Source organism: Lichenicola sp., assembly GCF_965198575.1.
In the GTDB taxonomy this organism is placed as follows: Bacteria; Pseudomonadota; Alphaproteobacteria; order Acetobacterales; family Acetobacteraceae; genus Lichenicola.
Map to the genome: position 1 here is coordinate 1,810,346 of NZ_OZ240671.1, position 21,580 is coordinate 1,831,925.

Below are 21,580 nucleotides of genomic sequence, written 5' to 3' on the forward strand. Positions count from 1 at the left end.
TGACATCAGAAAGGTCCGATCATGGCAGCCGACGACCACCCGACCATCCAGGCCATCCCGATCGGGCTCGATGCCAACGGCACCCGCACCGAATTCGACTCCATGGGCCGCATCGAGGTCCCGGCGGACCGGTACTACGGGGCCCAGACGGCCCGCTCGCTGATCCACTTCTCGATCGGCGACGACCGCATGCCGAAACCGCTCTATCACGCGTACGGCGTCGTCAAGAAAGCCTGCGCGCTGGTGCATCGGGCCGAAGGCCGGCTGCCGGGATGGAAGGCCGACGCCATCATCCAGGCCGCCGACGAGGCCATCACCGGCCGGCTCGACGACCACTTCCCGCTCTATGTCTGGCAGACCGGCTCCGGCACGCAGTCGAACATGAACGTCAACGAGGTGCTGTCGAACCGCGCGATCCAGCTCCTCGGCGGCACGCTCGGCAGCCAGCAGCCGGTCGGCCCGAACGACGACGTCAACATGGGCCAGTCCTCCAACGACACCTTCCCGACCGCCATGCATGTGGCCGCGGTGGAGGAGATCGACGGCCGCCTGTTGCCGAAGCTCGACGCGCTGGCCGGGGCGATCGAGGCCAAGGCGGCGGCCTGGATGGATGTGGTCAAGATCGGCCGCACCCACCTGGAGGATGCGACGCCGCTCACCGTCGGCCAGGAATGGTCGGGCTATGCGGCGCAGATCCGCGCCTGCATGGAGGCGATCGCGGAGAGCCGACGCGGCTTGTATGAGCTGGCGGTGGGCGGCACCGCGGTGGGCACCGGGCTGAACGCGCCCAAGGGGTTCTCGGTCAACGTTGCCGCCGAGATCGCCCGGCTGACAGGCAAGCCGTTCGTGACGGCGCCGAACAAGTTCATGGCGCAGGGCTCGCTCGACGCCATGGTGCGGGCGCATGCGGCACTGGCCGGCCTCGCGGTGGCGCTGATGAAGATCGCCAACGACATGCGCTGGCTGGCATCCGGTCCGCGCTGCGGGTTGGGCGAATTGAAGCTGCCGGACAACGAGCCTGGCTCGTCGATCATGCCGGGCAAGGTCAATCCGACGCAGTGCGAGGCGATCGTGATGATCGCGATCCAGGTGCTGGGGGATAATTCCGCGGTGGGGTTTGCCGGCAGCCAGGGCAATTTCGAGCTGAACACGATGCGCCCGATCATCGTCAACGCGTTCCTGCACTCGGCGCGCATCCTTGGTGACGGGTGCGAGAAATTCCGCCTGCATTCGGTCGAGGGCACCGAACTCAACGAGACGCGGATCGCGAGCCTGGTCGGGAACAGCCTGATGCTGGTGACCGCATTGTCGCCGTTGATCGGCTACCAGAAGGCGGCACACATCGCGGAGTCCGCCAACGCGGATGGCAGCACGTTGCGGGAGGCGGCGTTGAAGTCCGGGTTCGTCGATGCGGCGACGTTCGATCGGGTTGTGGACGCCAGGAGCATGGTCGGCGACGGCGTGGGCGGCGCCTGACGGACGGAGCCGCCCGACGGCGGAGCGGATGGCGCAAAGGTCTGGAGAGCGACGCGGTTGGCTGCCTGTTCGGCCTACAAGCTGATCAACGCCCTCTTGCTGGCTCGAGGGTGGAGCCGCGTTGCTGTGCGGATCGGTTGCTGCGAGGCGTCGCACTCGGGCGGAAGAATGGTTCCGCTGTATTCGGTCGCGGCGATGTCCGAGCGCTACTGTCCTACACGATGATCATCAGCGCCAACCCGGACAATCTCGACCGGCGTACGTGGTTTATCGACGTCTTCCGCCGTCCCGCAGAACAACCCGTTCATTAATCCGGTGCGTCGCGGCCGGGCGTCAGGAGCGGCGTGGGTTCTGGCTGCCCCTCGTAATAATCGGCCTCGCGCAGGAATCCGTGGCGACCGAGGGCGTCGACAACGATCGCGCCGCTGTCGGGATAGGTGCAGACGTCCGCGGGCGGCTCGGCGCCGATCGCGAGATAGACCAGGTCGCCCGTATTCTCCGGGGTCGCTGGGTTGGCGATCTGATGGGCGATCCCGGTGTCGGCCGGACAGGAGATGCAGTCTCCGGCGCGGATCTCGTGCACACGATCGCCATAGCGGAACAGGCCCTGCCCCTCGAGCACGACGAAGATCTCGTCCGCCATGAGATGCGTGTGCGCCGGGCACGCACTGTGGCCCGGGGGCACGCGCGTGGCGTTCATGCCGAGCCGGCCCATTCCGAAACGCCCCGGCCCGGCATCCTTCATCGCAGGCGTCAACGCGCGCCGAAAATGCGTCCAGGCGGCGGGCACGTCGGCGGCAATTTCCGGCGCCGTGTGCATGTTGACGATCATAGGCGCCTTCTCGGTCATGTCGTCCTCATCGTATGCGCGACATCACTCCGCCTCGATGGCGATCCGGGCAGCGGTGGCGAGCTTGTCGACGCGTTCGTTGTTGATGTCGCCGGCGTGGCCGCGGACCCAGTGCCAGCTGACCTCGTGACGCTTGGCGGCGTCCAGCACGCGGCGCCACAGATCCATGTTGGCGACCGGATCGCCGGCCGCGTTGCGCCAGTTGCGCCGCACCCAGCCGGTGCTCCAGCGGGTGACGCCGTTGCGCACATACTCGCTGTCGGTGTGCACGGCGATCCGGCACGGACGGGTCAGCGCCTCGAGCGCCTCGGCCGCCGCGGTCAATTCCATGCGGTTGTTGGTGGTGGCCTTCTCGCCGCCTGACAGCTCGCGCTCATGGCCGCGGAAGCGCAGCAGCGCCGCCCAGCCGCCCGGGCCCGGATTGGGCCGGCAGCCGCCATCGGTCCAGACCTCGACCTCCGGCTCGCCGTCCGGTACCGGCTCCGGTCCAGGTGGCATGCCGCCCGCAAGCTCGCTCACAGTCCGAGCGCCTCGGGGCCGGGCGCGGTCAGGTGGAAGCGCAGCCGACGCAGGTATTCGAGCGGGTCCTTGCGGGTGACCATGGCGCCGGCGGGCGTGTTCACCCAGTCGTAGAGGCGGGTCAGCAGGAAACGGATCGCCGCCCCCTGTGCCAGCACCGGCACCGCCGCGCGTTCGGCCGGATCGAGCCGGCGCACGCTCTCATAGCCGGCCAGCAGATGCTTCGCCTTGGTCAGGTTGAACTCCATGCCCGGCTCGAAGCACCAGGCGTTCAGGCACACGCCGATATCGTACGCGAGCAGGTCGGTGCAGGCGAAATAGAAGTCGATCAGGCCGGACAGATGCCGCCGACCGGCGCTCTCCAGGAAGAACACGTTGTCCGGGAACAGGTCGGCGTGGATCTGGCCGCGCGGCAGTTGCGTCGGCCAGGCCGGCAGGATCGATGCCAGCGCACGGTCCAGTTCGTCGACCAGGCCGGGCTGCACGCGGTCACCGGTGGCGCGGCAGCTCTCCAGCAGCGGCATCCACGCATGCGGACCCAGCGCGTTCGGGCGCTCGACCGGATAGTCGGCGCCAGCCAGGTGCAACGTCGCCAATGCGTGGCCGAGCAGGCGGCAATGCTCCGGACGGACCCGCCTGGGCCAGACGCCGGGGAGGAACGAGGTGATCGCGGCCGGCCGCCCCGCCAGCGTGCGCAAGGCCTCGCCGTCACGCCCGGCGATCGGCTGCGGACACGTCACGCCGCGGCTGGCCAGGTGGCGCATCAGCCCCAGGAACCACGGCAGCTCCTGCGGATCGACCCGCTTTTCGTAGAGCGTCAGGATGTAGTCGCCGGTGCCGGTGCGCAGCGAGAAGTTGCTGTTCTCGACCCCCTCGGCGATGCCCCGGAACGCTACCAGCTCGCCGAGCGGGTAGGCTTCCAGAAACGCTGCCAGGGCCTCGTCGGACACGTCGGTATAAACGGCCATCAGTCCGAACCCGGGCGACCCGGCAGCGACGCCCCGGCCGTCAGCCGAGCGGTGCCGGCAGCTTGAAGATCACGTCCTCGAGTTTCACCGTCCGCTCCTCGATCTCGAGCTGGTAGTGCAGGCCGAGTGCGGTCACCATCTCCTGCACCAGCGCCTCCGGAGCGGACGCGCCGGCGGTGATGCCGAGCGTGTTCACCCCGTCCAGCACCGACCAGTCGAGGTCGCGCAGTCGTGGCACCAGCAACGCCCGCGGCGCTCCGGACCGCTCGGCCACCTCGCGCAGACGCTGCGAGTTCGACGAGTTCGGGCTGCCGATGACGATCACCAGGTCGCAGCCGGGCGCGATCGCCTTCACCGCTTCCTGGCGGTTGGTGGTGGCGTAGCAGATGTCCTCGCGCTTCGGTCCCTCGATCAGCGGGAAGCGCGAGCGAAGGATCTCGACGATCTCTGCGGTGTCATCCACCGAAAGCGTGGTCTGGGTGATGAATGCCAGCCGCGTCGGGTCGGCGGGCTGCACACGCCGCGCCTCGCCAGCGTCGTTCACCAGGGTGACCGCGCCGGGCGGCAGCTGGCCCATGGTGCCGACCACCTCGGGGTGCCCGTTGTGGCCGATCATCAGGATGTGCCGGCTCTCGGGGCCACCATCGGCGTAGTGGCGTTCGGCCTCACGGTGGACCTTGCTGACCAGCGGGCAGGTCGCGTCGAGATAGAGCAGGTTGCGGCGCTCGGCCTCGGCCGGGACGGTCTTGGGCACGCCGTGGGCGGAGAACACCACCTGGCCGTCGACCGGCACCTCGTCGAGCTCCTCGACGAAGATGGCGCCCTTGGCCTCCAGCTCCTCCACGACGGTGCGGTTATGCACGATCTCGTGGCGCACATAGACCGGCGCGCCGTAGCGACGCAGCGCCTCCTCGACCACCCGGATGGCCCGGTCGACGCCGGCGCAGAACCCGCGCGGGCCGGCCAGCAGCACCTTCAGCCGCGGCAGCGGGCTGCCGCCCGCCTGCGTGTCGACCGTCTGGTCCGGGGCCCCGGTGAGGGCTCCCTTTAGGCTCGAGATCACCTGATCGAGCATCTGGTCCGGCATCTTGTTCCCCAAACCTGCGTCGCGCTCTATATGGCGCGACACCCCATCCGACGCCAGCCTTGGCCACCCCGGCCAGGCGCGTCGCCATCAACGCCGCCCCGGCTTACAGGGGAGGCCGGTCGAAAGTCGAGAATGAACGTGCCGCTGCAGATACGGACCCTCGCACTTGTCACCGCCTGTGCCGCACCGCTGGCCCTGCTGGCAGGCTGCGGACCGCAGGACGAGAACGCCTTCGCCCCGGCCTGCGCGCCGGTCGGCATCCTCGGGCAGGCAGCCGACTACAGCGACTATGGCGGCTCCGAAGCCCAGCCCGACCTCAGCCGCCTCGTCAGCCAGGGCAGCATCGTCGGCGTAGCGGGCCATTGCAGCAGTGCGGCGAACGGCACGATGCTGCATACCGCGATCGGGATGCAGCTGGCCATCACGCGCGGCCCGGTCGCCCCCGGCAGCAGCATCACGGTGCCGTACTTCATCGCCGTCACCCAGGACGGCGCGATCATCAGCAAGCAGAACCTGACCGCCCTGGCGCAATTCCCCGACAACGGCGACAGGGTGCTGGTCCGGACCGATCAGATCACGTTCGACCTGCCGGTGACGCGGGCGCATCCCGGCACGTCCTACAAGATCGATGTCGGGTTCCAGCTCACCCCGCAGCAGCTCGACTACAACCGGAACCATCCGCCGCGTTGATCCGTAACCTGCGCCGCGACCACCCGACAGGAGGCCCCTATGGCTGAGATGCGCTACACCAAGGAACATGAATGGGTCCGTCTGGAGGAGGACGGCACCCTCACCGTCGGCATCACCGACCATGCCCAGGAGGCGCTCGGTGACATCGTGTTCGTCGAGCTGCCGGAATCCGGCCGCGTGCTGGCGGAGGGCGAGAGCTGTGCCGTGGTCGAGAGCGTGAAGGCGGCGTCCGACATCTACGCGCCGGTGGCCGGCACGGTGCTGGACATGAACGAGTTGCTCGCCGAGGACCCGTCGCTGGTCAATCGCGACCCCGAGGACGAGGCCTGGTTCTTCCGGCTCGAGCCGACCAATCCGGAGGCTGTGCACGCGATGATGGACGAGGAAGCCTATCAGAGCTTCGTCGAGTCCCTCTGACGCCACGGCCGTGGCGGACGGGTGAGCGGGCGACACCGGTTCCTCACATCGCCCGCCCAGCCCCGGGCGGACTCGGCCGCTTGCTGCACTCGCCTGGCCTGGCGGGCGGTAGCTGGCCCGCGGCACCGGGGCCGCTGTCGGCCTCCTATCGTTGGCGCAGTCGATCCGAGCGCTGCGTCGTAGGTGTCGGTGCAGCATTACTCCGGCCATGGCCACGTATGCACCGTCACGGTGCCGTCACGATGGTGCGCCATCCCCCCCTTCCGCGCGTGAACCGACGCTTCGGGCACCGTTACGGCCATGGCGGCCGGGACCGCGGCGTAGTCCTGGAGAAAAGGCTGGAATACACGTGATGCGTGTGCTCAGCTGAAACATTGCAGGATGCTGAAGTCGACGGAGGTTGATTTGGTCGCAACGTCACCAAGCGCGTCGGCGTCACAGCCGAGTTATCGCGTGATGATCGTGGACGAGAAGAACCTGCTCCGACTATGGCTCGAGGAAAGCGTAGCACGACGCCAACTGACAGTGGTGGAGGCAGACAAGCTCCTGCAGGATTCCGAAAACCAGGGCAAGCTTTGGACAGGCCCGTTCAAGGACGGCCTCGGAAGCGTTAAATTGCTCTACAAGTTGAGCAAGGATTTCGCGTCATGGAAGGGCGCGCGGGTCGAGTTCCGCCAGGGCAAGACCGGCGAGCTCGTTATCTTCAAGGGTTGGCCAAGCGGACGAAAGCTGGTGACCGGTACACGCTACAAGGTCGACAATCCGAAGATCGTGGAGCTTCAGATCGGCAAGCCCGGATTGCGGGCAGCGGCCAAGGAATCCGCGCGGTTCGGCATCTATCTCGTGGTAGCGGTCGATGTGGCGGACTACCTGCTTCGCGACAACGCGACGTTGGGACAACTCCTGGGAAGCCTGAGCATCGACCTGCCTGCCGTGGTGCTTGCATCCGCAATCGGCGCCGCGGCGGGATCGTTCGTTGCCGGAAGTTCGATCGGCGCATTCGCACTCATCGGAAGTTTTGCCTGCGGACCATTCCTGATTGCATTCGGAGTCGGCATCCTCGCAGGCTTCGCATTCTTCGAATTGGACCAGCAATTCGGTCTCACCGATAAACTGAGCGCTCTTTATGATGAGGGCCTCGGCAAACTCGCGCAGATCAGCCAGAAGCTCGGAGCGTCTGCTGATCAGAAATTCCGCCAGCTTGCGAACAGCCAGACGGTTCATGACATGTCGCGTGACGTCCAGGCTCTTGCCGCAGGCCTGGCACGAGATCGGGACTGGGTTCGTGCGGAGTTGGTCCGGCTTTGGTAACCGTGTCGGACGCGAACCAGGCGCGCTTGAAAGCGCTACCGGTGTTCGGTGCTTTCATCGCTGTCGGTTGCGGTCTCACATGGTTGTTTCTGCATCAGCTTCTTCCTGTCGTTCGAGCGATCAGGACGCGTGCGCCGATGGTGGTACTGTCACCGCATGAGGCGGTGGCACTCCCGTTGGCCGTTCTGTTTTTCGCGCTCGGAGCGATGACTCTATACCCCATGCCTGCACGCGGACAGGGCCGGGACCGTCGCACGCGCGAGCGACCCAACAGAGGCGTGGTGTGGTTGACCATTGCGGTGGCAGCGGTGTTCGGCACCGTCGTGGCAATTCCCGTCACGGAAGTGGCCGTGCAGGCAGCCGTGACGGGACGGGGCTACGTGACCTGCCCGTATATCGGCGAACGCCACGGACTGCGTCGTTGGCTTCGGCCGGATGTGCAGACGGTGCGGTGCCCGACAGCGATCGGGCAAGTACAGTAAACACTCGGCTCCCGCCGCCCTTGGAACCGCTCCTTTCGATCAGGGAATTATCCGCCCACGACATAAGCCTTCAGGCTTTCCACCTCCGTGGTCTGCTGTTCCAGGCGGGCCTTCACCACGTCACCGATGCTGACCATGCCGACGAGAATGTCGTGCTCGATGACCGGCAGGTGCCGCACCCGGCGCTCCGTCATCAGCGTGGCCGCCTCGGCCAGCGTGGCGTTCGGCGACACGGTGTAGCGCGCTTCGGTCATGAGCTGGCTCGCGGTCATGTCCAGCACGTCGCCGCCCGATTGCGCCTTGCCGAGTGCGCGCACGATATCGCGTTCGCTGAGGATGCCGGCAATGTCATGCCACATCGTGTTGTGGCGCGGGGCGGCCGCATCGATCACCAGCACCGCACCGATCCGGTGCTCGGCCAGCAGTCCGACGACCTCGCTGACCGGAGCCATCGGCGCGATCCGGACGATGTCTCGTCCCTTGGTGTTCAGGATTGCCGCGATCGTCATGGCCTGACCTCCCTGTCGTTTGCTGATCTCCCGTGGGCGGGCTCTGCGTCCCGTTCCGCGTTACATTGATCCGACGCCTGAGACTGGTCCAGGCGAATCGTCGTGAGCCGGAGGGCACCCGATCTCCAGGCAGCCGGCAGGCTCCGATCCGCTTCCAGCCGAGAGAGAGTCCGCACCGACGGCTCGCTATAGGTTCGCTCGCCGGACCGTCTGCCAGGACGCGGCCGCGATGCAGCAGCACCGGCCTGTCGACTGTATTGCGGGCACGAAACGGGTCGCGCGCGATCGACAGGATCACCAGGCAGCCAGCCTCCAGCCCGCGCCGGATGTCTGACAGGCGCAGCTGCTGGCCTAAATCGAGGCCGGTTGCCGGCTCGTCCAGGATCAGGATGCCGGCCCTCTGCGCCAGTGCCCGCGCGATCAGCACGCTCTGCCGCTCGCCGCCGGACAGCAGGGTGTAGGCCGGGTCGACGAGATGCGAGACGCCGACCCGACGCATGGCGACCGCGGCGATCTCGCGGCCCCGCCCGGTGAGGCCGCGTCCGATGGTGGCGGCCGGCAGCCGCCCGGGGACGACGACCTCATGCACGGGATAGGGGAACACCCCCACGTGGGCCTGCCGGACAGCAGGGTCCCTGCGGTGAGCGTCGAGCTCGCCAGCCGGATCGCCCGTTTCAGTTCGGCCGCCACCCGGAACATCCAGGGCGTGATCGAGGGTCGGTCCACGGTAAGGGCGATCGAGGACAGGGCGCCGGGCATGATCAGCACCTCGTTATGCGCTTACCGGAGTTATGGACTTACCGGAGGTCGGCGATCCGCCCGCCCACCACCGGCACCACGACCTTATGCCTGGCCTGGTCGGCAATGGTGCGGATCGCAGGAACCGCCGCCGCCGCGAGCCCACCTGCGGCGAGGCCCAGCAGCAAGCGCAGCACGTATCGGCGGCACACTCTTCGGACCGGCAAGCCAACGTAACAGCCACCCGCTGCCCCGGCTTCACCTGTCCGACACCAACGCCTGGCGCCCAGGCCTTGCCAGTGGCTGGATTTTGCAACAATCCCGGTGTTCCAGACGACTGCGACGGGGACCACGCATGCCGATCCGTGAATTGACTGTGCGCGGGCTCCTGCTCGGCGCCCTGATCACCGTCATCTTCACCGCCTCGAACATCTATCTCGGCCTGAAAATCGGCCTCACCTTCGCCTCCTCGATCCCCGCCGCGGTGATCTCGATGGCGGTGCTGCGGATCCTGGATCGCGGCCGGCCAGGGCGCGGCGGCATCCTCGAGAACAACATGGTGCAGACCCAGGCCTCTGCCGCCGGCACCTTGTCCTCGATCATCTTCGTGCTGCCCGGGCTGCTGATGATCGGCTACTGGCAGGGCTTCCCGTTCTGGCCGGTGGCGGCAATTTGCGGTGCCGGCGGCATGCTGGGCGTGCTGTTCACGATCCCGTTGCGGCGCGCGCTGGTCACCGGCAGCACCCTGCCCTACCCGGAAGGCACCGCCGCCGCCGAGGTGCTGCGGGTCGGCGCCGGCAGTGGCAACGTCGATCACGAAAGCGGGGGCGAAAGCGGGCTCGGCGCCGAGAGCGGTCTGCGGGCGCTGATCAATGGCGGCCTGGTGGCGGCCGGGTTCAGCCTGCTGAGCGGCGGCCTGCGGCTGTTCGGCGACAGTGCCAGCGTGACGTTTGCCACCGGGGCGGCGGTGTTCCGGCTCTCCACCGGGTTCTCGCTGGCCCTGGTCGGCGCCGGCTACCTGATCGGCATCGGCGGCGGCCTGGCGATGCTGCTCGGCGCAGTGTTGAGCTGGTGCGTGTTCGTGCCGGCGCTGACCGCCATGACCCCGCACCAGGCCGGCGTCTCGATGGCCGACTTCGCCACCGGGATCTGGTCGCACAAGGTCCGGCTGATCGGCGCCGGGACGATCGCGATTGCCGCCGTATGGACGCTGCTGACACTGATCGGGCCGGTCACGGCGGGTCTGCGCGCCGCCTTCCGGGCCAGCGCGGCACCAGCTTCGGCAACCGTGTCCGAAGCGGGAGCCGTCAATCCTGAAGCCGACCGCGACCTGTCGCCGAGAGTGATCGTGCTGCTCGGCGGCGTGCTGCTGCTGTGCCTGCTGGCAGCGATCGGGGTGTTCCTGTGGCAGCGCGGCGGCCCGCTCGGCGCCTCGGGCGGCAGCATCGCCGCGATCGCCGTCGTGTGCGTGGTGTTCTGCACGCTGTTCGGCTTCCTGGTGGCGGCGGCGTGCGGCTACATGGCGGGCATCGTCGGGTCCTCGTCGAGCCCGATCTCCGGCATCGCCATCGTCGCGGTGCTGCTGGTGTCGCTGCTGCTGCTGGGACTGGACGCGGCGGGGCTGCTACCGGCGGCGTTCGATGCGCAGGGACGCATGCTGGCGATCGGCGCGGTGCTGTTCGTGACCTCGGCGGTGCTGGCTGCGGCGACCATCTCCAACGACAACCTGCAGGATCTGAAAACCGGCCAGCTGGTCGGCGCCACGCCCTGGCGGCAGCAGGTGGCGCTGCTGGTCGGCTGTGCGGTCGGTGCCGTGGTGATCCCGCCGGTGCTGAATCTGCTCTACAACGCCTACGGCTTCACCGGCGCACTCCCGCGGGCGGGCATGGACCCGGCCCGGGCGCTCGCGGCCCCGCAGGCGACGCTGCTCTCGACGCTGGCCCGCGGCATCTTCCTGCACCAGCTCGACTGGTCGATGATCCTGATCGGCGTGGCGCTCGGCGTCATCCTGGTCCTGACCGACACGCTGCTGCGCCGGAATGGCCGGTCACTGCCGGTGCTGGTGGTGGGGATCGGCCTGTATCTGCCGCCGACGGTCTCGGTCACGCTGGTGGTCGGGTCGGTGCTGTCCTGGATCGTCGGCCGGGTGCTGTCGGCACGGGCGGGCGCCGCACCCGGGTTGGCGAGCACCTCGCTCGACCCCATGTTGGACAGGCAGCGCCGGCGTGGGGTGATGTTCGCATCGGGGTTCATCGTCGGCGAGAGTCTTATGGGCGTGGCCATCGCCGCGGCCATCGGCAGCACCGGCCGCGAGGACGTTCTCGCCGTCGTCGGTCCGGGGTTTGCCGAAACCGCACAGTGGTTGGGTGCCGTGGCGTTCGTCGTGGTGTGCGCAGGCTTCGTGCGAACGATATTGCGACGCTGACAGCAGAGGGTAAGTGCATGATCCCGTTCTCGGTCCTCGACCTCTCTCCGATCATCGAGGGCGGCGACGCGTCCCTCGCCTTCCGCAACACGCTGGACCTGGCGCGGCATGCCGAGAGCCTTGGCTTCAACCGCTACTGGCTGGCTGAGCACCACAACATGCCCGGCATCGCCAGTGCTGCGACGGCGGTGGTGATCGGCCACGTCGCTGCCGGCACCAGTCGGATCCGGGTCGGCTCCGGCGGCATCATGCTGCCGAACCACTCGCCCCTGACCGTTGCCGAGCAGTTCGGCACCCTGGCCGCGCTGTTCCCAGGCCGCATCGATCTTGGACTGGGGCGGGCGCCCGGGACCGATCAGCGCACGATGCGTGCCCTGCGCCGCGACCCGATGAGCGCCGACACGTTCCCGCGCGACGTCGTCGAGCTGCAGTCCTACTTCCGCGCCGTTCAGCCAGGCCAGGCGATCCAGGCGGTGCCGGGTGGTGGGCTCGATGTGCCGATCTGGCTGCTCGGCTCCAGCCTGTTCAGCGCCCAGCTGGCGGCAATGCTCGGGCTGCCGTTCGCGTTTGCCTCGCATTTCGCACCGGATGCGATGATGGACGCGATCCAGATCTATCGCAGCCGTTTCGAGCCGTCCGACGCGCTGGCCAAGCCGCACGTGATGCTCGGCGTGAGCGTGTTCGCAGCCGACACGGACGATGAGGCTGCCTTTATCGCCACCTCCGCCAAGCAGCAGCTGATCGCGTTGCGGTCAGGCACGCCGGGCAAGCTGAAGCCACCGAGCCGGGAGATGGCGGAAGCGGTCAACCCGCATCTGGAGCACCACGTCGCCCACGCCCTGTCGACGTCGATCGTCGGTGCGCCGGACACCGTGCGCCGTGGACTGGCGTCCTTCATCGCCCACACTGGCGCCGACGAGCTGATGATTGCCGGCCAGATCTACGACCACGCGGCGCGCAAGCATTCCTACGGCATCGTTGCCGCCGCCCACGCGGTGTTGGCTGGTGGCGGGCAGCCCGAGGTCGGCGGCCGGATCGCGGCGCAGGCCTCCGCTGCCTGACAGCAGGATCTGCATGACGACCGGCGTAGCCCCATTGCTCGACGAGGCCATCATCCTTTGGCGGCCTATTGGACCGAGCGAGCTCGAGCTTGTCGTGCAGTCCGACATGCAGGCCTTTCCGCCTCGCTTGCCTGGTCAGCCGATCTTCTACCCGGTTCTCAGTGAAGCCTACGCGATCAAGATTGCTCGTGATTGGAACGGGCCACGTGGGGGAGGATATGTCGTGCGTTTCGCGGTTCGGCGTGAGTTTCTCGATCAGTATGCCCCACAGGAAGCCGGTGGACGAGAACACAAGGAATACTGGATCCCGGCTGCTGAGCTTCCGGCGTTCAATGCGGCAATCGTCGGCCGGATCGAGGTCGTAGCGGAGTTTCTGCCATCCGCTTAGTCCGGCGCGACAACCAGCGAGTCTCGCCACCGCCTCGACCGGCGATTCATGATCGAACTGGCGCCACTGCTAGAAACCGAACGGCGCCCGGGTTCAGGGGTCGCGATCGCAGACCGAGCCCGCTCCTTCCGGATGGCAGGTCAGCCGGTGGTCGCCGTTATCCGCGGGCGGGTTGCTGACCGGAACGCCCTTCGGTCCGTCATACGGCCTGCCCGACTGGTTGAGATCGTCGTTCGCCGCTCGGCGTTGATCCGCGCTGGGTGGCGGCCCCGCACAGGCGGTCAATGTCAGTGCACTCAATGTCATCCCGACCAACCAGCCCCGCATGATCTTGCTCCCACTCGTCACGGCTGCACCGCCAACGCGCTGACCGGCAACGCGGTCGCAATCACACCCTGCGCGACCATGAACGTCTCGAACGCCGCATAACGCTGGTCATCAAGCAGGGCAGGATTCTTCGCAAGCCGCGGCAAGGTGGCAAACCAGGCGGCGTGATTCAGCTTGGTGTCGAGCTCGGGATGATCCTTGATGAAGGCCTGCCACATCTCGTCCGGGTGATTGAGCAGCGTGTTGGTGCCGTCCTGGAGTGCCGCCAGGAAACGCCGTATCCGCGGGTCGTGCGCATCGTTCTGGCGGGCCAGCAGGATGAGCTCGTCATAGAGCGGCACACCATGTTCCTCGGGAAACAGCGCCACCGGGTTCAGTCCGCGCTGCTGCAGGTCGATCAGCTCGTAATTGCGCATTCCGCCGAGGATCGCGTCGACACGGTGCGACATCAACGCCTGCTCGAGCTGGAAATTGACCTCGGTGAGGGTCACGTCGGACGGCTTCAGCCCGACCGTCGCCAGCATCGCGTGCAGCAGCGCATCATCCGTCGCACCCACCGACACGCCGATCCGACGCCCCTTCAGATCCGCGAGGGTCTTGATCGGCCCGTCACCCAGCACGATCAGGGCGTTGAGCGGCGTGTCCTCGATCGTGCCGATCCGCACCAGCTTCAGGCCCGCCGCGTCGAGCATCGCCAGTTCCGGTTCGTAGCTGATGCACAGATCGGCCTGGTGCGCTGCCAGCAGCCGCGGCGGCGAGGACGGATCGGACGGCACGATGAACTGCACGTCCAGGTTCTGCCGCGCATAGGCTCCGCTATATTGGGCAACGAACAACGCCTCGTGGTTGGCGTTTACGAACCAGTCCAGGATGATGCGCAATCGGTCCGCAGCGTGCACCGGCGACATCCAGACCAGCATCAGGAGCATTGCGAGGCAGGAATGTTTCACGTGGAACATCCTGGCCATCAGAATGCCGAGCTGACGGTCAGCAGCGCAGCAAAACCCGGCCCGACATAGTACGTGGCCGGCGAACCCGGAATGACGGTGCCGTAGCGGCCAATCACGGTGCGTGCATTGGTCGTGGGCGCTGCGATCCCTGACAACACGTTGGTGTCCGTCACGTTGACCAGGTTGAGCCGGAATTCCGGGTGCTTTGCCGGCCCGAGTGTCGGCAGCCTGACGCCGAGCGTGATATCGCCCTGGGCGTGATCGGCAATCTTCTCGTCATCCATGAAGCTTGCATATTCCGGACCGACATATTTCACGCTGGCGGTGCCGAACAGCATGCCGTCGTCGTAGGTGAGACCGACCGCCCCTTGCCATGCCGGACTGCGCACCGCGACATGACCCGCCGTGGGCAATAGATCGCCATCGACAGCGAGATCGTTGTCGATCGTGGCGTGCAGGTATTCGCCTGACATGTACGGGCTCAGATGATGCCAGGGTCGCAGCCCGACCTCTGCGTCGACCCCGCGCGATGTCTGGCCTCCGGCATTGATCGTCGAGCCCGTCAGCACGCCGTTCAGGTCGATCACGGTGGCGATCTGCCTGTTGGTGAAGTTGTAGTTGAACGCCGTCACGCTGCCGATCAGCCAGTCACCGTCACGCCGGTATCCGACCTCCTCGCTGATCGAATACTCGTCACGCAGGTTCGTCGAGGCACGGCTCTCCAGGGTTCCCGATGTCGGATCGAAGCTGTCGAACAGCGTGGGGGCGGACGGCGTGCGGAAGTTTGTCGAGACGCTGGCAAACACCTGGTTGCGGTGGTCGATCTGGTAACGCATGCCGATCCGCGGCAACGGCTCGGCACCATTCGCGCCGGTACGGTACGTGGCACCTGGAATATCGTTCCAGCCCTGCCGCGTCACCATCACCTCCTTGAAGCCGAGATCCACGCTCAGCCGATGATCGAGCAGCGAGATCGTGTCACCAAGGAACAGCGCATTGACCTGGGTGATGGTGTGTTCGTTCTGCGCCAGCAGCTGCCGGCCGTCGGCAAGAACGATGGTGCCGCGCGACGAGTTCACCCAGATGTCGGCGGGTGTGCCGTCCGCACTGACCGGATTGAATGGCGCCGGCTCGCGATCGTCGGAATAATCGTACCAAACTCCGGCGACGATCGTGTTGTTGCCGAGCGTCCAGGTCAGCTTCGGCACCACGCCGGCGCGGTAGCTCGCCTGCTGGTAGTCGCTCGCCACCGTCACCTGGCCGTTCTGCACGCCCGGCAGCGACAGCATACCCGGCACCGGCTGCGTGCCCTCGAACAGCCCGCTGGTCGGCAGCGTCGCACCACCCGGCGTGTTGCCGTAGCCGTATTGCGCGTATGGCGTCGCATCGAAGCTCAGAGACTGGCTCACACGAATATGCGTCGGAGCGAGCAAGTAAAACAACCGGTACGGCTGCTGGTACAGCCGCCAGTAATTGGTGTCGCCAGGCGTGTAGGTGCCGTCGTAATTGTCCGGTCCGGAGCGGCCATACTGTTTCCAGTCGGCCTGCGTCGGCTGCGGATACGCGCTGGTGACGGCGTCGTTCCAGGTGCCGATCAGCGCCACCCGGTCTCCGTTGCTCCAGTCGCGGACGAACTTGAAGTCGATATGCTGGCGCTTGTCGCGCCCCGGTCCGCGCCAGTTGTCCGCCGACGTATTCGAGTACGAGACGAAGCCGCGTATCCCGCTGGTTCCCAGATCTCCAGTATCGAGCCGGATGAATTCACGGTTGGTGTGATACGACCCGTACGCGCCTTCCAGCAGCCCGCCCGCCTGTTTCGTCGGATCGCGCAACGTCACCGACAGCAACCCGCCGGCGGCATTGATCACCGGCGTCGCCAGATCGCCGGTGCCCTGCGAGAGGCTGACATGGTCGATATTCTCGGTGTCGGCAAACTGCCCCGGGTAGCCGGTATAATAGGCGATGTCGTTGAGCGGCATGCCCTCGAGCGTGTAGCCGATCTCGTCACCATCCAGGCCACGCAGGCTGAGATCGTCTTCCGCCGAGATCCCCAGCGGATCGGACGTCGCCACGTTGGCGCCAGGCAGCAGGGATACGAGCTGGAACGCGTTCTCGGTGGGAGCCTGCCTGCGAATGAAATCCGACGATGCCGTGCTGGTGGATTTCGCCGCCGTCTCCGGACGGATCAGCCCACCGCCGGCCTGGCCGCCGACCGGGCCGTTCGCCGTATCCACCGAAGCATGTCCGATGACGGTGATGTTTTCCTGGGCGCCGGCGGGAGCGGCCCCCGCACATACCCCGCACCCGAGTAAACCTTGAACAAGAAGAACGCGCGTATGGCGTTTCAGCATCATGCCTCCCTTCGCTGGAATGACCCAGATCAGGTTCGACGGGTTTGATCTCAGCCCACGTCGGTGGGCACCCCGGTCATGCCGTTGTCACTCTCCCCTCACGCGCTCCCCGTCAAGTCATTTTGCCGGCTGGTAGCCGGGCTCACCGAACTGCCAGAGCAGGAACGCGAACTCGTCGGCGGTTTCGTCGTCACGCTGCTTGCGGGTGGAGCCGATCCCATGGCCGGCGTCGAACTCGACCCGGAACAGCACCGGACGATGGCTGCCTCCAGACCCCGAATTCGCAGCCTGCAGTTTTGCCGTCATCTTCGCCGGGATCCACACCGTCACGCGCGGATCGTCGGCGCCGCCGGTCAGCAGCACGCCCGGGTAGGCCACGCCCCTCCTGACGTGGTTATAGGCATCCATCGCCAGCATCGCCGGGAACTGCGCCTTGTCGGTGACAGTGCCGAACTCGGGGATATTGGCCGGGCCGCCCGCCGTGTATTCCTCGCGGATCGTGTTGGTGGCGCCGACGCGGATCAGCGCCGCACGGAACAGGTCCGGCCGCTGCGTGATGGCGCCGCCGATCAGGATGCCGCCGGCGCTGGTGCCCTCGCCGCCCAGATGGGCCTTGTCGGTGTAGCCCTGGGCGATCAGCGCCTCACCGGCCGCGATGAAGTCGTGGATGGTGTTCTGCTTGGTGGCGATCTTGCCGGCATCGTGCCACGCCTGCCCGCCTTCGCCGCCGCCGCGGACATGCGCCACCGCATAGACCCCGCCGCGGTCGAGCCAGGGCAGGAAGGTGGGTGAGAATGCGGGGTCGTAGGAAATCCCGTAGGAGCCGTAACCCACCAGGTAGGTCGGCCGCTTCCCGTCATGCGCCAGTCCCTTGCGGGTGATGATCGAGAGCGGGATTTTCGTGCCGTCCGGAGCGGTCGCGGTGGTCTCGACGCTCTCGTAGCCGGACAGGTCGCGCGGAAACGCCGGCACGAGGTGGGTGTCGGTCACGGCGCCGGTCGCCGCGTCGTAGCGCAGCCACTGGTGCGGCCTGACCCACGATTCGAGGCTCACCAGCGCACCCGGTTGCACAGGATCGGTGACCAGTCCGCCATCCGGCGAGATCGTGCCGGCGAATGGCAGCGCGATGGCTTGCGGTTGGATCGCCCCTTCGCCGAGCCGGTGCAGGCTGAAGGTCGCGCCGTCGCGGGTGGCAAAATAGAGCCCATCCTTGGCGGCCGCGATCCCGGTCAGCACGCCCTCGGGCTCCGGCACGATGACCTTGGCGTGCGCCAGGTCGGGCGCGGCGAGGCCGGTCTCCACGACCCGAAAACGCGGCGCGTCCTGGTGCGTCATCAGGTCGATGCGGTCGCCACGCACTGCCGCTCCGACCACCCCATCCGACTGCAACGCCACCTGTTTCCACGCAGGATGTCCCGCCAGGAGATCAGCGAGTGATGACGCATACAGCGTGACTTCCGGCGACACGCCATCGGAGATCCCGGCCAGGGCATAACTCGAGCCGGGCACCACGCTGATCGACGGAAACACGGCCGCCGCCTTGAACGGAAACGGCAGATGGTCGGAATCCAGCACCGCCGCATCGTGCGCCGGGTCATCGCCGAGAGCGTGCCGATACACCTCCATGTGCGCGTATTGCTGGTCGGCTTTGGCAGTCGCCGAACCCGCCGGCAGCCGCGCGAAGAAGAAGCTTTTGCCGTCCGGCGCCCAGGACACGTCCGCGAACTGCGCCCGGTCGATGCTGTCCGGCCGCACGGTCCTGGTGGCGCTATCGATCACATGCAGCGTGCTGTTCTCCGAGCCGCCGATCGAGATCCCGTAGGCGACCAGGCTGCCATCCTGTGACGGCTCGAACTGGTCGATCTCGGCATGCTTGCCGCCGCTCCCGAGCGATGACGGATCGACCAGCAGCGTCTCGTGCCCGGCCGTATCCGACATGTACAGCCGGTCGATCTGCGCCCCCGCATCGCGCTTCAGATAGAACATCCGGCCGCCGGCGAGCTCCACCGTCCGCACCCTCGCCGCCAGGCCGCTGACCTCACCGATATCACGTGCCAGCTTGTCGCGCCCGGGGATCCGCGCCAGCACGCGTCGCGCGTAGTCGTTCTCGGCGTGCAGATAATTCAGGAATTGCGGCTTCGGCTCGCTCTCCATCCAGCGATACGGATCGATGATCCTGGTGCCGAAATAATCGTCGGTGACCGGCTTTACCTGAGCCACCGGCGGATGAGTGGGAGCCGCAGCACGCGCGGGCAGCCCTACGGCGAGACCAGCAAGTCCAAGACCGAGGGTACGAATAAGGCGCATCGGCAGCTCCGGCAGCAAGGGCGACCCGGAACCGTGCCGGGCCGCTCCAGGCCGGTCAAGCGCGCGCTATTGCAAGCGCGCGGCGATCACGTCGGCTACCCGCATCGCGTTGGCGATGATGGTAAGGGTCGGGTTCACCGCACCGATCGACGGAAAGAAGCTGGCGTCGGTGACATACAGGTTGTCGAGTTCGTGTGCCTTGCAATTGACGTCCAGCACCGACGTCAGGGGATCGATCCCGAACCGCAACGTCCCGGCCTGGTGCGCGGTGCCGCCGATCGGCACGTCCTTGCCGAGATAGAGCTCGCGGTCGAACAGATGCGGATGCATGTCCAGATCGTTGCACATGCCACGCAGCTTCGCCTTCAGGCGCTTCAACCCCTCCATGTTGGTCTCGGTGAGATCGAGATGCACCTTGTCGTCCTTGTAGAAAATACGGTTCTGCGGCAGCGGAATATCCTCCGATGTCAGCCAGAAGTCGATCGAGTGCTTGGCGATGTAGTCGAACGGCATCTCCGGCAGCCACTGCAGGAACTTCGGCAACCCCTCGCCATGCACCTGCACGCCATCCGACTTGCCGACCATCTGGATGTGGCCCAACGGATAGTCCCAATCGTCGCTGCCGAAATAGAAATCGTTCAGCCCGAGCGTCTTCTGGAACTTCGTCGGGTTCGGCTGCTTCGACACCGCCAGGACCGTCGAGTTGTTGTGCCGCATGTAGTTGCGGCCGACCTGGTCCGAACCGTTCGCCAGTCCATTCGGATGCTGGTCGTTGCCCGACCGCAGCATCAGCAGCGCCGAGGACAGCGCGCCACACGCAACCACGACGATGTCGGCGCTGAAACTCAGCCGCTCGCCATGCCGGATCACCTCGACACCTGTAATGGTCCGGCCGGACGGATCGGTGACGAGTTTGTCGACATAGGCGTTGGTCAGCAGCGTGAGGTTCGGATTGGCCTTCAGCGCCGGATCCACCACGATGATCTGCGCATCGGCCTTGCCGTTGGTGGCACACGGATAGCCATCGAAGGCGTCGCACTTGCAGCACGGACTCTCCGGCAGCGGCACGCCGTCCTTTTCGTCGAGCAGGACGCCTACCGGGAGATGGAACGGGTGATGGCCGAGCTTCTTCATCCCATCGAACAATTCCTGGATCCGCGGCTCATGGCTGACCGGCGGATAAGCATAGGGCTTGCTGCTGGGGGGCTCCGTCGGGTCCTCGCCGCGCAGGCCGTGCACGTGGAACAATTCCTCGGCCGCCTGATAATACGGCTCGAACGCATCGTATCCGACCGGCCAGCCGGGCGAGATCCCGTCCGGATGGTTGATCACCCCGAAATCGCGCTCACGCAGCCGGAACAGCACCGAGCCATAGACCTTGCTGTTGCCGCCGACAAAGTAGTGCAACCCTGGGTGGAAACTCTCGCCCTTGCTGCTGTACCAGGTCTCGGTCGCCTGGTAGATGCCGTCGACGAACACCGCCTGGCTGTCCCAGTTCTCGCGGCCGCGACGCAGGTAGTCGCCGCGTTCCAGCAGCAGGATGCGCTTGCCGGTCTGCGCCAGTTTCCAGGCCATCGTACCACCACCAGGCCCGGAGCCGACGACGATGACGTCGTAATGTTGGCTGCTGCTCATGACGCTGGGGCACTCCGGCCGGTGGCTGACGCAGGAACGCCGCCCCCCGGGAGTTGTTCCAGGAACCTCGCCTGCAGGCGGGCGATGAGGCCCATTGGAAAAACTGGTGTAGCATCGGCTGCCGCCACCGTCTGGAGATACGCATGACTGGCCTGAGCTTCGTAGTCGTGCTGGCCGTTCGCTACCTGCTGGTGGTGCTGTTCTTCCCGTTCAGTGCACTGGACAAGATCCTGAACTTCAAGGGTGCGGTGGCCCAGGCGCGGGAGGTGGTTCCATCGCACGGCGCCGCCACGGCGATGCTGATGACCGGCCTGCTGGTCGAGATCGTCATGCCGATCTGCATCCTGACCGGATACGCCGACCGCCTCGCCGCCCTGATCATGGCCGGCTACTGCATGATGACGGCCCTGTTGTTCAAGCGGTTCTGGGCGCCCGGGGATTTCTGGGCCGGCAGCGACAGCAAGGGCCGCGGCTTGTTTTGGGATTTCCTCAAGAATTTCTCCCTCGCCGGTGGCTTCCTGCTGATCACTGTCGGAAGCCTCACGCTCTCAAGCTTCCTGGCAGACCCGCTCTCGTCGACGCACCCCTACGCGACTGCGGCATACGGCCCTGTCGCCGGTGAGAGCAGCAAACCATGAGCGACGCACAGACGCCCAAGCCGTCGATCCCGTACTGGCACCTCTACGTCGATGCCGACCACCATAGCCGTTTCGTGCAATGCGCGATGACCGAGCTCGAATGGAAGGCCCTTACGAGCGCACCACAATGGCAGGGCCACAAGACCACCGGACCGTTCAGCGTGTCGTTCGTCGTGCTGCCTGTCGGATGGTTCGGTGACTGGCACGAGAACCCGAAGCCGCAATGGGTGATCCCGCTCTCCGGCGCCTGGTATGTCGAGGCGATGGACGGCCGGCGGCTCACCTTCGGCCCCGGCGCGATCCATTTCGGCGAGGACCAGAACTGCACTCCGCGTGACGGCAAGCACGGCCATTTGTCCGGGACCGTCGGCGACACTCCCTGCGTGCAGATGATCGTGCAGTACGAACAGACGCCGACGATAAACAGTCCCTGCCGCTTCCGCTGAGGCGG

General features: G+C 66.5%; 21 protein-coding genes and 1 riboswitch. Of the genes, 10 read left to right on the forward strand and 11 right to left on the reverse strand.

Going from position 1 to position 21,580, the window contains the following annotated elements; translation table 11 throughout:
- The first annotated feature begins 21 nt into the window (after nt 1-21).
- Nucleotides 22-1,476 (forward strand): class II fumarate hydratase, encoded by a 1,455-nt coding sequence (gene fumC, locus ACOEQ2_RS08295; RefSeq protein WP_419730896.1) that lies wholly within the window; start codon nt 22-24, stop codon nt 1,474-1,476.
- A gap of 307 nt (nt 1,477-1,783) precedes the next feature.
- Here the strand turns inward: fumC and ACOEQ2_RS08300 are convergent, their stop codons facing one another.
- Genes ACOEQ2_RS08300 through ispH form a run of 4 tightly spaced genes read right to left on the reverse strand, consistent with a single transcriptional unit; the run spans nt 1,784 to nt 4,900 of the window.
- Entirely contained in the window at nt 1,784-2,326 is a 543-nt protein-coding gene (locus ACOEQ2_RS08300; protein WP_419730897.1) for a cupin domain-containing protein, read from the reverse strand.
- A gap of 24 nt (nt 2,327-2,350) precedes the next feature.
- Nucleotides 2,351-2,824, reverse strand: coding sequence for a ribonuclease HI (rnhA, locus tag ACOEQ2_RS08305; RefSeq protein WP_419731172.1), 474 nt, complete (start codon nt 2,822-2,824; stop codon nt 2,351-2,353).
- Between the two features lie 17 nt (nt 2,825-2,841).
- Nucleotides 2,842-3,813, reverse strand: coding sequence for a homoserine kinase (locus tag ACOEQ2_RS08310; protein ID WP_419730898.1), 972 nt, complete (start codon nt 3,811-3,813; stop codon nt 2,842-2,844).
- Between the two features lie 40 nt (nt 3,814-3,853).
- Nucleotides 3,854-4,900: a 4-hydroxy-3-methylbut-2-enyl diphosphate reductase gene (gene ispH, locus ACOEQ2_RS08315; RefSeq protein ID WP_419730899.1), complete on the reverse strand. Its 1,047-nt coding sequence runs from the start codon at nt 4,898-4,900 to the stop codon at nt 3,854-3,856.
- Nucleotides 4,901-5,032: 132 nt separating this feature from the next.
- Here ispH and ACOEQ2_RS08320 point away from each other — a divergent pair, with 132 nt between their 5' ends.
- From ACOEQ2_RS08320 to ACOEQ2_RS08335, 4 genes are all read left to right on the forward strand, one after another.
- Complete coding sequence (locus ACOEQ2_RS08320; protein ID WP_419730900.1) at nt 5,033-5,590, forward strand: hypothetical protein; 558 nt, start codon at nt 5,033-5,035, stop codon at nt 5,588-5,590.
- Between the two features lie 39 nt (nt 5,591-5,629).
- Entirely contained in the window at nt 5,630-6,007 is a 378-nt protein-coding gene (gcvH, locus tag ACOEQ2_RS08325; protein WP_419730901.1) for a glycine cleavage system protein GcvH, read from the forward strand.
- A 453-nt stretch (nt 6,008-6,460) separates the two neighbouring features.
- A complete protein-coding gene (locus ACOEQ2_RS08330; protein WP_419730902.1) occupies nt 6,461-7,318 on the forward strand; it encodes a hypothetical protein in 858 nt (285 codons plus the stop codon).
- Between the two features lie 2 nt (nt 7,319-7,320).
- The gene (locus ACOEQ2_RS08335; RefSeq protein WP_419730903.1) at nt 7,321-7,800 is read left to right on the forward strand and encodes a hypothetical protein; all 480 of its coding nucleotides are present in this window, start codon (nt 7,321-7,323) and stop codon (nt 7,798-7,800) included.
- A 47-nt stretch (nt 7,801-7,847) separates the two neighbouring features.
- Here ACOEQ2_RS08335 and ACOEQ2_RS08340 read toward each other — a convergent pair whose 3' ends face one another.
- From ACOEQ2_RS08340 to ACOEQ2_RS08350, 3 genes are all read right to left on the reverse strand, one after another.
- Entirely contained in the window at nt 7,848-8,252 is a 405-nt protein-coding gene (locus ACOEQ2_RS08340; protein ID WP_419730904.1) for a CBS domain-containing protein, read from the reverse strand.
- A complete protein-coding gene (locus ACOEQ2_RS08345) occupies nt 8,149-8,808 on the reverse strand; it encodes an ATP-binding cassette domain-containing protein (protein WP_419731173.1) in 660 nt (219 codons plus the stop codon). The genes ACOEQ2_RS08340 and ACOEQ2_RS08345 overlap by 104 nt, the downstream gene beginning before the upstream one ends.
- Before the next feature lie 298 nt (nt 8,809-9,106).
- The gene (locus ACOEQ2_RS08350; RefSeq protein ID WP_419730905.1) at nt 9,107-9,244 is read right to left on the reverse strand and encodes a hypothetical protein; all 138 of its coding nucleotides are present in this window, start codon (nt 9,242-9,244) and stop codon (nt 9,107-9,109) included.
- Nucleotides 9,245-9,402: 158 nt separating this feature from the next.
- On the opposite strand from ACOEQ2_RS08350, the gene ACOEQ2_RS08355 reads away from it, so the two are divergent.
- From ACOEQ2_RS08355 to ACOEQ2_RS08365, 3 genes are read left to right on the forward strand one after another with little or no spacing between them, the layout of a single operon-like run.
- Complete coding sequence (locus ACOEQ2_RS08355; protein ID WP_419730906.1) at nt 9,403-11,472, forward strand: OPT family oligopeptide transporter; 2,070 nt, start codon at nt 9,403-9,405, stop codon at nt 11,470-11,472.
- Nucleotides 11,473-11,489: 17 nt separating this feature from the next.
- Nucleotides 11,490-12,533, forward strand: a complete 1,044-nt coding sequence (locus ACOEQ2_RS08360) for an LLM class flavin-dependent oxidoreductase (RefSeq protein WP_419730907.1) — start codon at nt 11,490-11,492, stop codon at nt 12,531-12,533.
- Between the two features lie 13 nt (nt 12,534-12,546).
- Nucleotides 12,547-12,921 (forward strand): hypothetical protein, encoded by a 375-nt coding sequence (locus ACOEQ2_RS08365; protein WP_419730908.1) that lies wholly within the window; start codon nt 12,547-12,549, stop codon nt 12,919-12,921.
- A gap of 344 nt (nt 12,922-13,265) precedes the next feature.
- On the opposite strand, the gene ACOEQ2_RS08370 is transcribed toward ACOEQ2_RS08365, so the two are convergent.
- The 4 genes from ACOEQ2_RS08370 to ACOEQ2_RS08385 all read right to left on the reverse strand — a co-directional run bounded on the left by ACOEQ2_RS08370 (nt 13,266) and on the right by ACOEQ2_RS08385 (nt 20,491).
- A complete protein-coding gene (locus tag ACOEQ2_RS08370; RefSeq protein ID WP_419730909.1) occupies nt 13,266-14,207 on the reverse strand; it encodes an ABC transporter substrate-binding protein in 942 nt (313 codons plus the stop codon).
- A gap of 8 nt (nt 14,208-14,215) precedes the next feature.
- A complete protein-coding gene (locus ACOEQ2_RS08375; RefSeq protein WP_419730910.1) occupies nt 14,216-16,432 on the reverse strand; it encodes a TonB-dependent receptor in 2,217 nt (738 codons plus the stop codon).
- A gap of 106 nt (nt 16,433-16,538) precedes the next feature.
- Nucleotides 16,539-16,634, reverse strand: a riboswitch (TPP riboswitch).
- Nucleotides 16,635-16,666: 32 nt separating this feature from the next.
- Nucleotides 16,667-18,856, reverse strand: coding sequence for a prolyl oligopeptidase family serine peptidase (locus ACOEQ2_RS08380; protein WP_419730911.1), 2,190 nt, complete (start codon nt 18,854-18,856; stop codon nt 16,667-16,669).
- A gap of 66 nt (nt 18,857-18,922) precedes the next feature.
- Nucleotides 18,923-20,491, reverse strand: coding sequence for a GMC family oxidoreductase (locus ACOEQ2_RS08385; protein ID WP_419730912.1), 1,569 nt, complete (start codon nt 20,489-20,491; stop codon nt 18,923-18,925).
- 143 nt (nt 20,492-20,634) lie between these two features.
- Here ACOEQ2_RS08385 and ACOEQ2_RS08390 point away from each other — a divergent pair, with 143 nt between their 5' ends.
- Together ACOEQ2_RS08390 and ACOEQ2_RS08395 are read left to right on the forward strand one after the other, a co-directional pair.
- Entirely contained in the window at nt 20,635-21,129 is a 495-nt protein-coding gene (locus ACOEQ2_RS08390; RefSeq protein WP_419730913.1) for a DoxX family protein, read from the forward strand.
- Nucleotides 21,126-21,575, forward strand: a complete 450-nt coding sequence (locus tag ACOEQ2_RS08395) for a cupin domain-containing protein (RefSeq protein WP_419730914.1) — start codon at nt 21,126-21,128, stop codon at nt 21,573-21,575. Before ACOEQ2_RS08390 ends, ACOEQ2_RS08395 begins: the two co-directional genes overlap by 4 nt.
- Nucleotides 21,576-21,580: the final 5 nt, after the last annotated feature.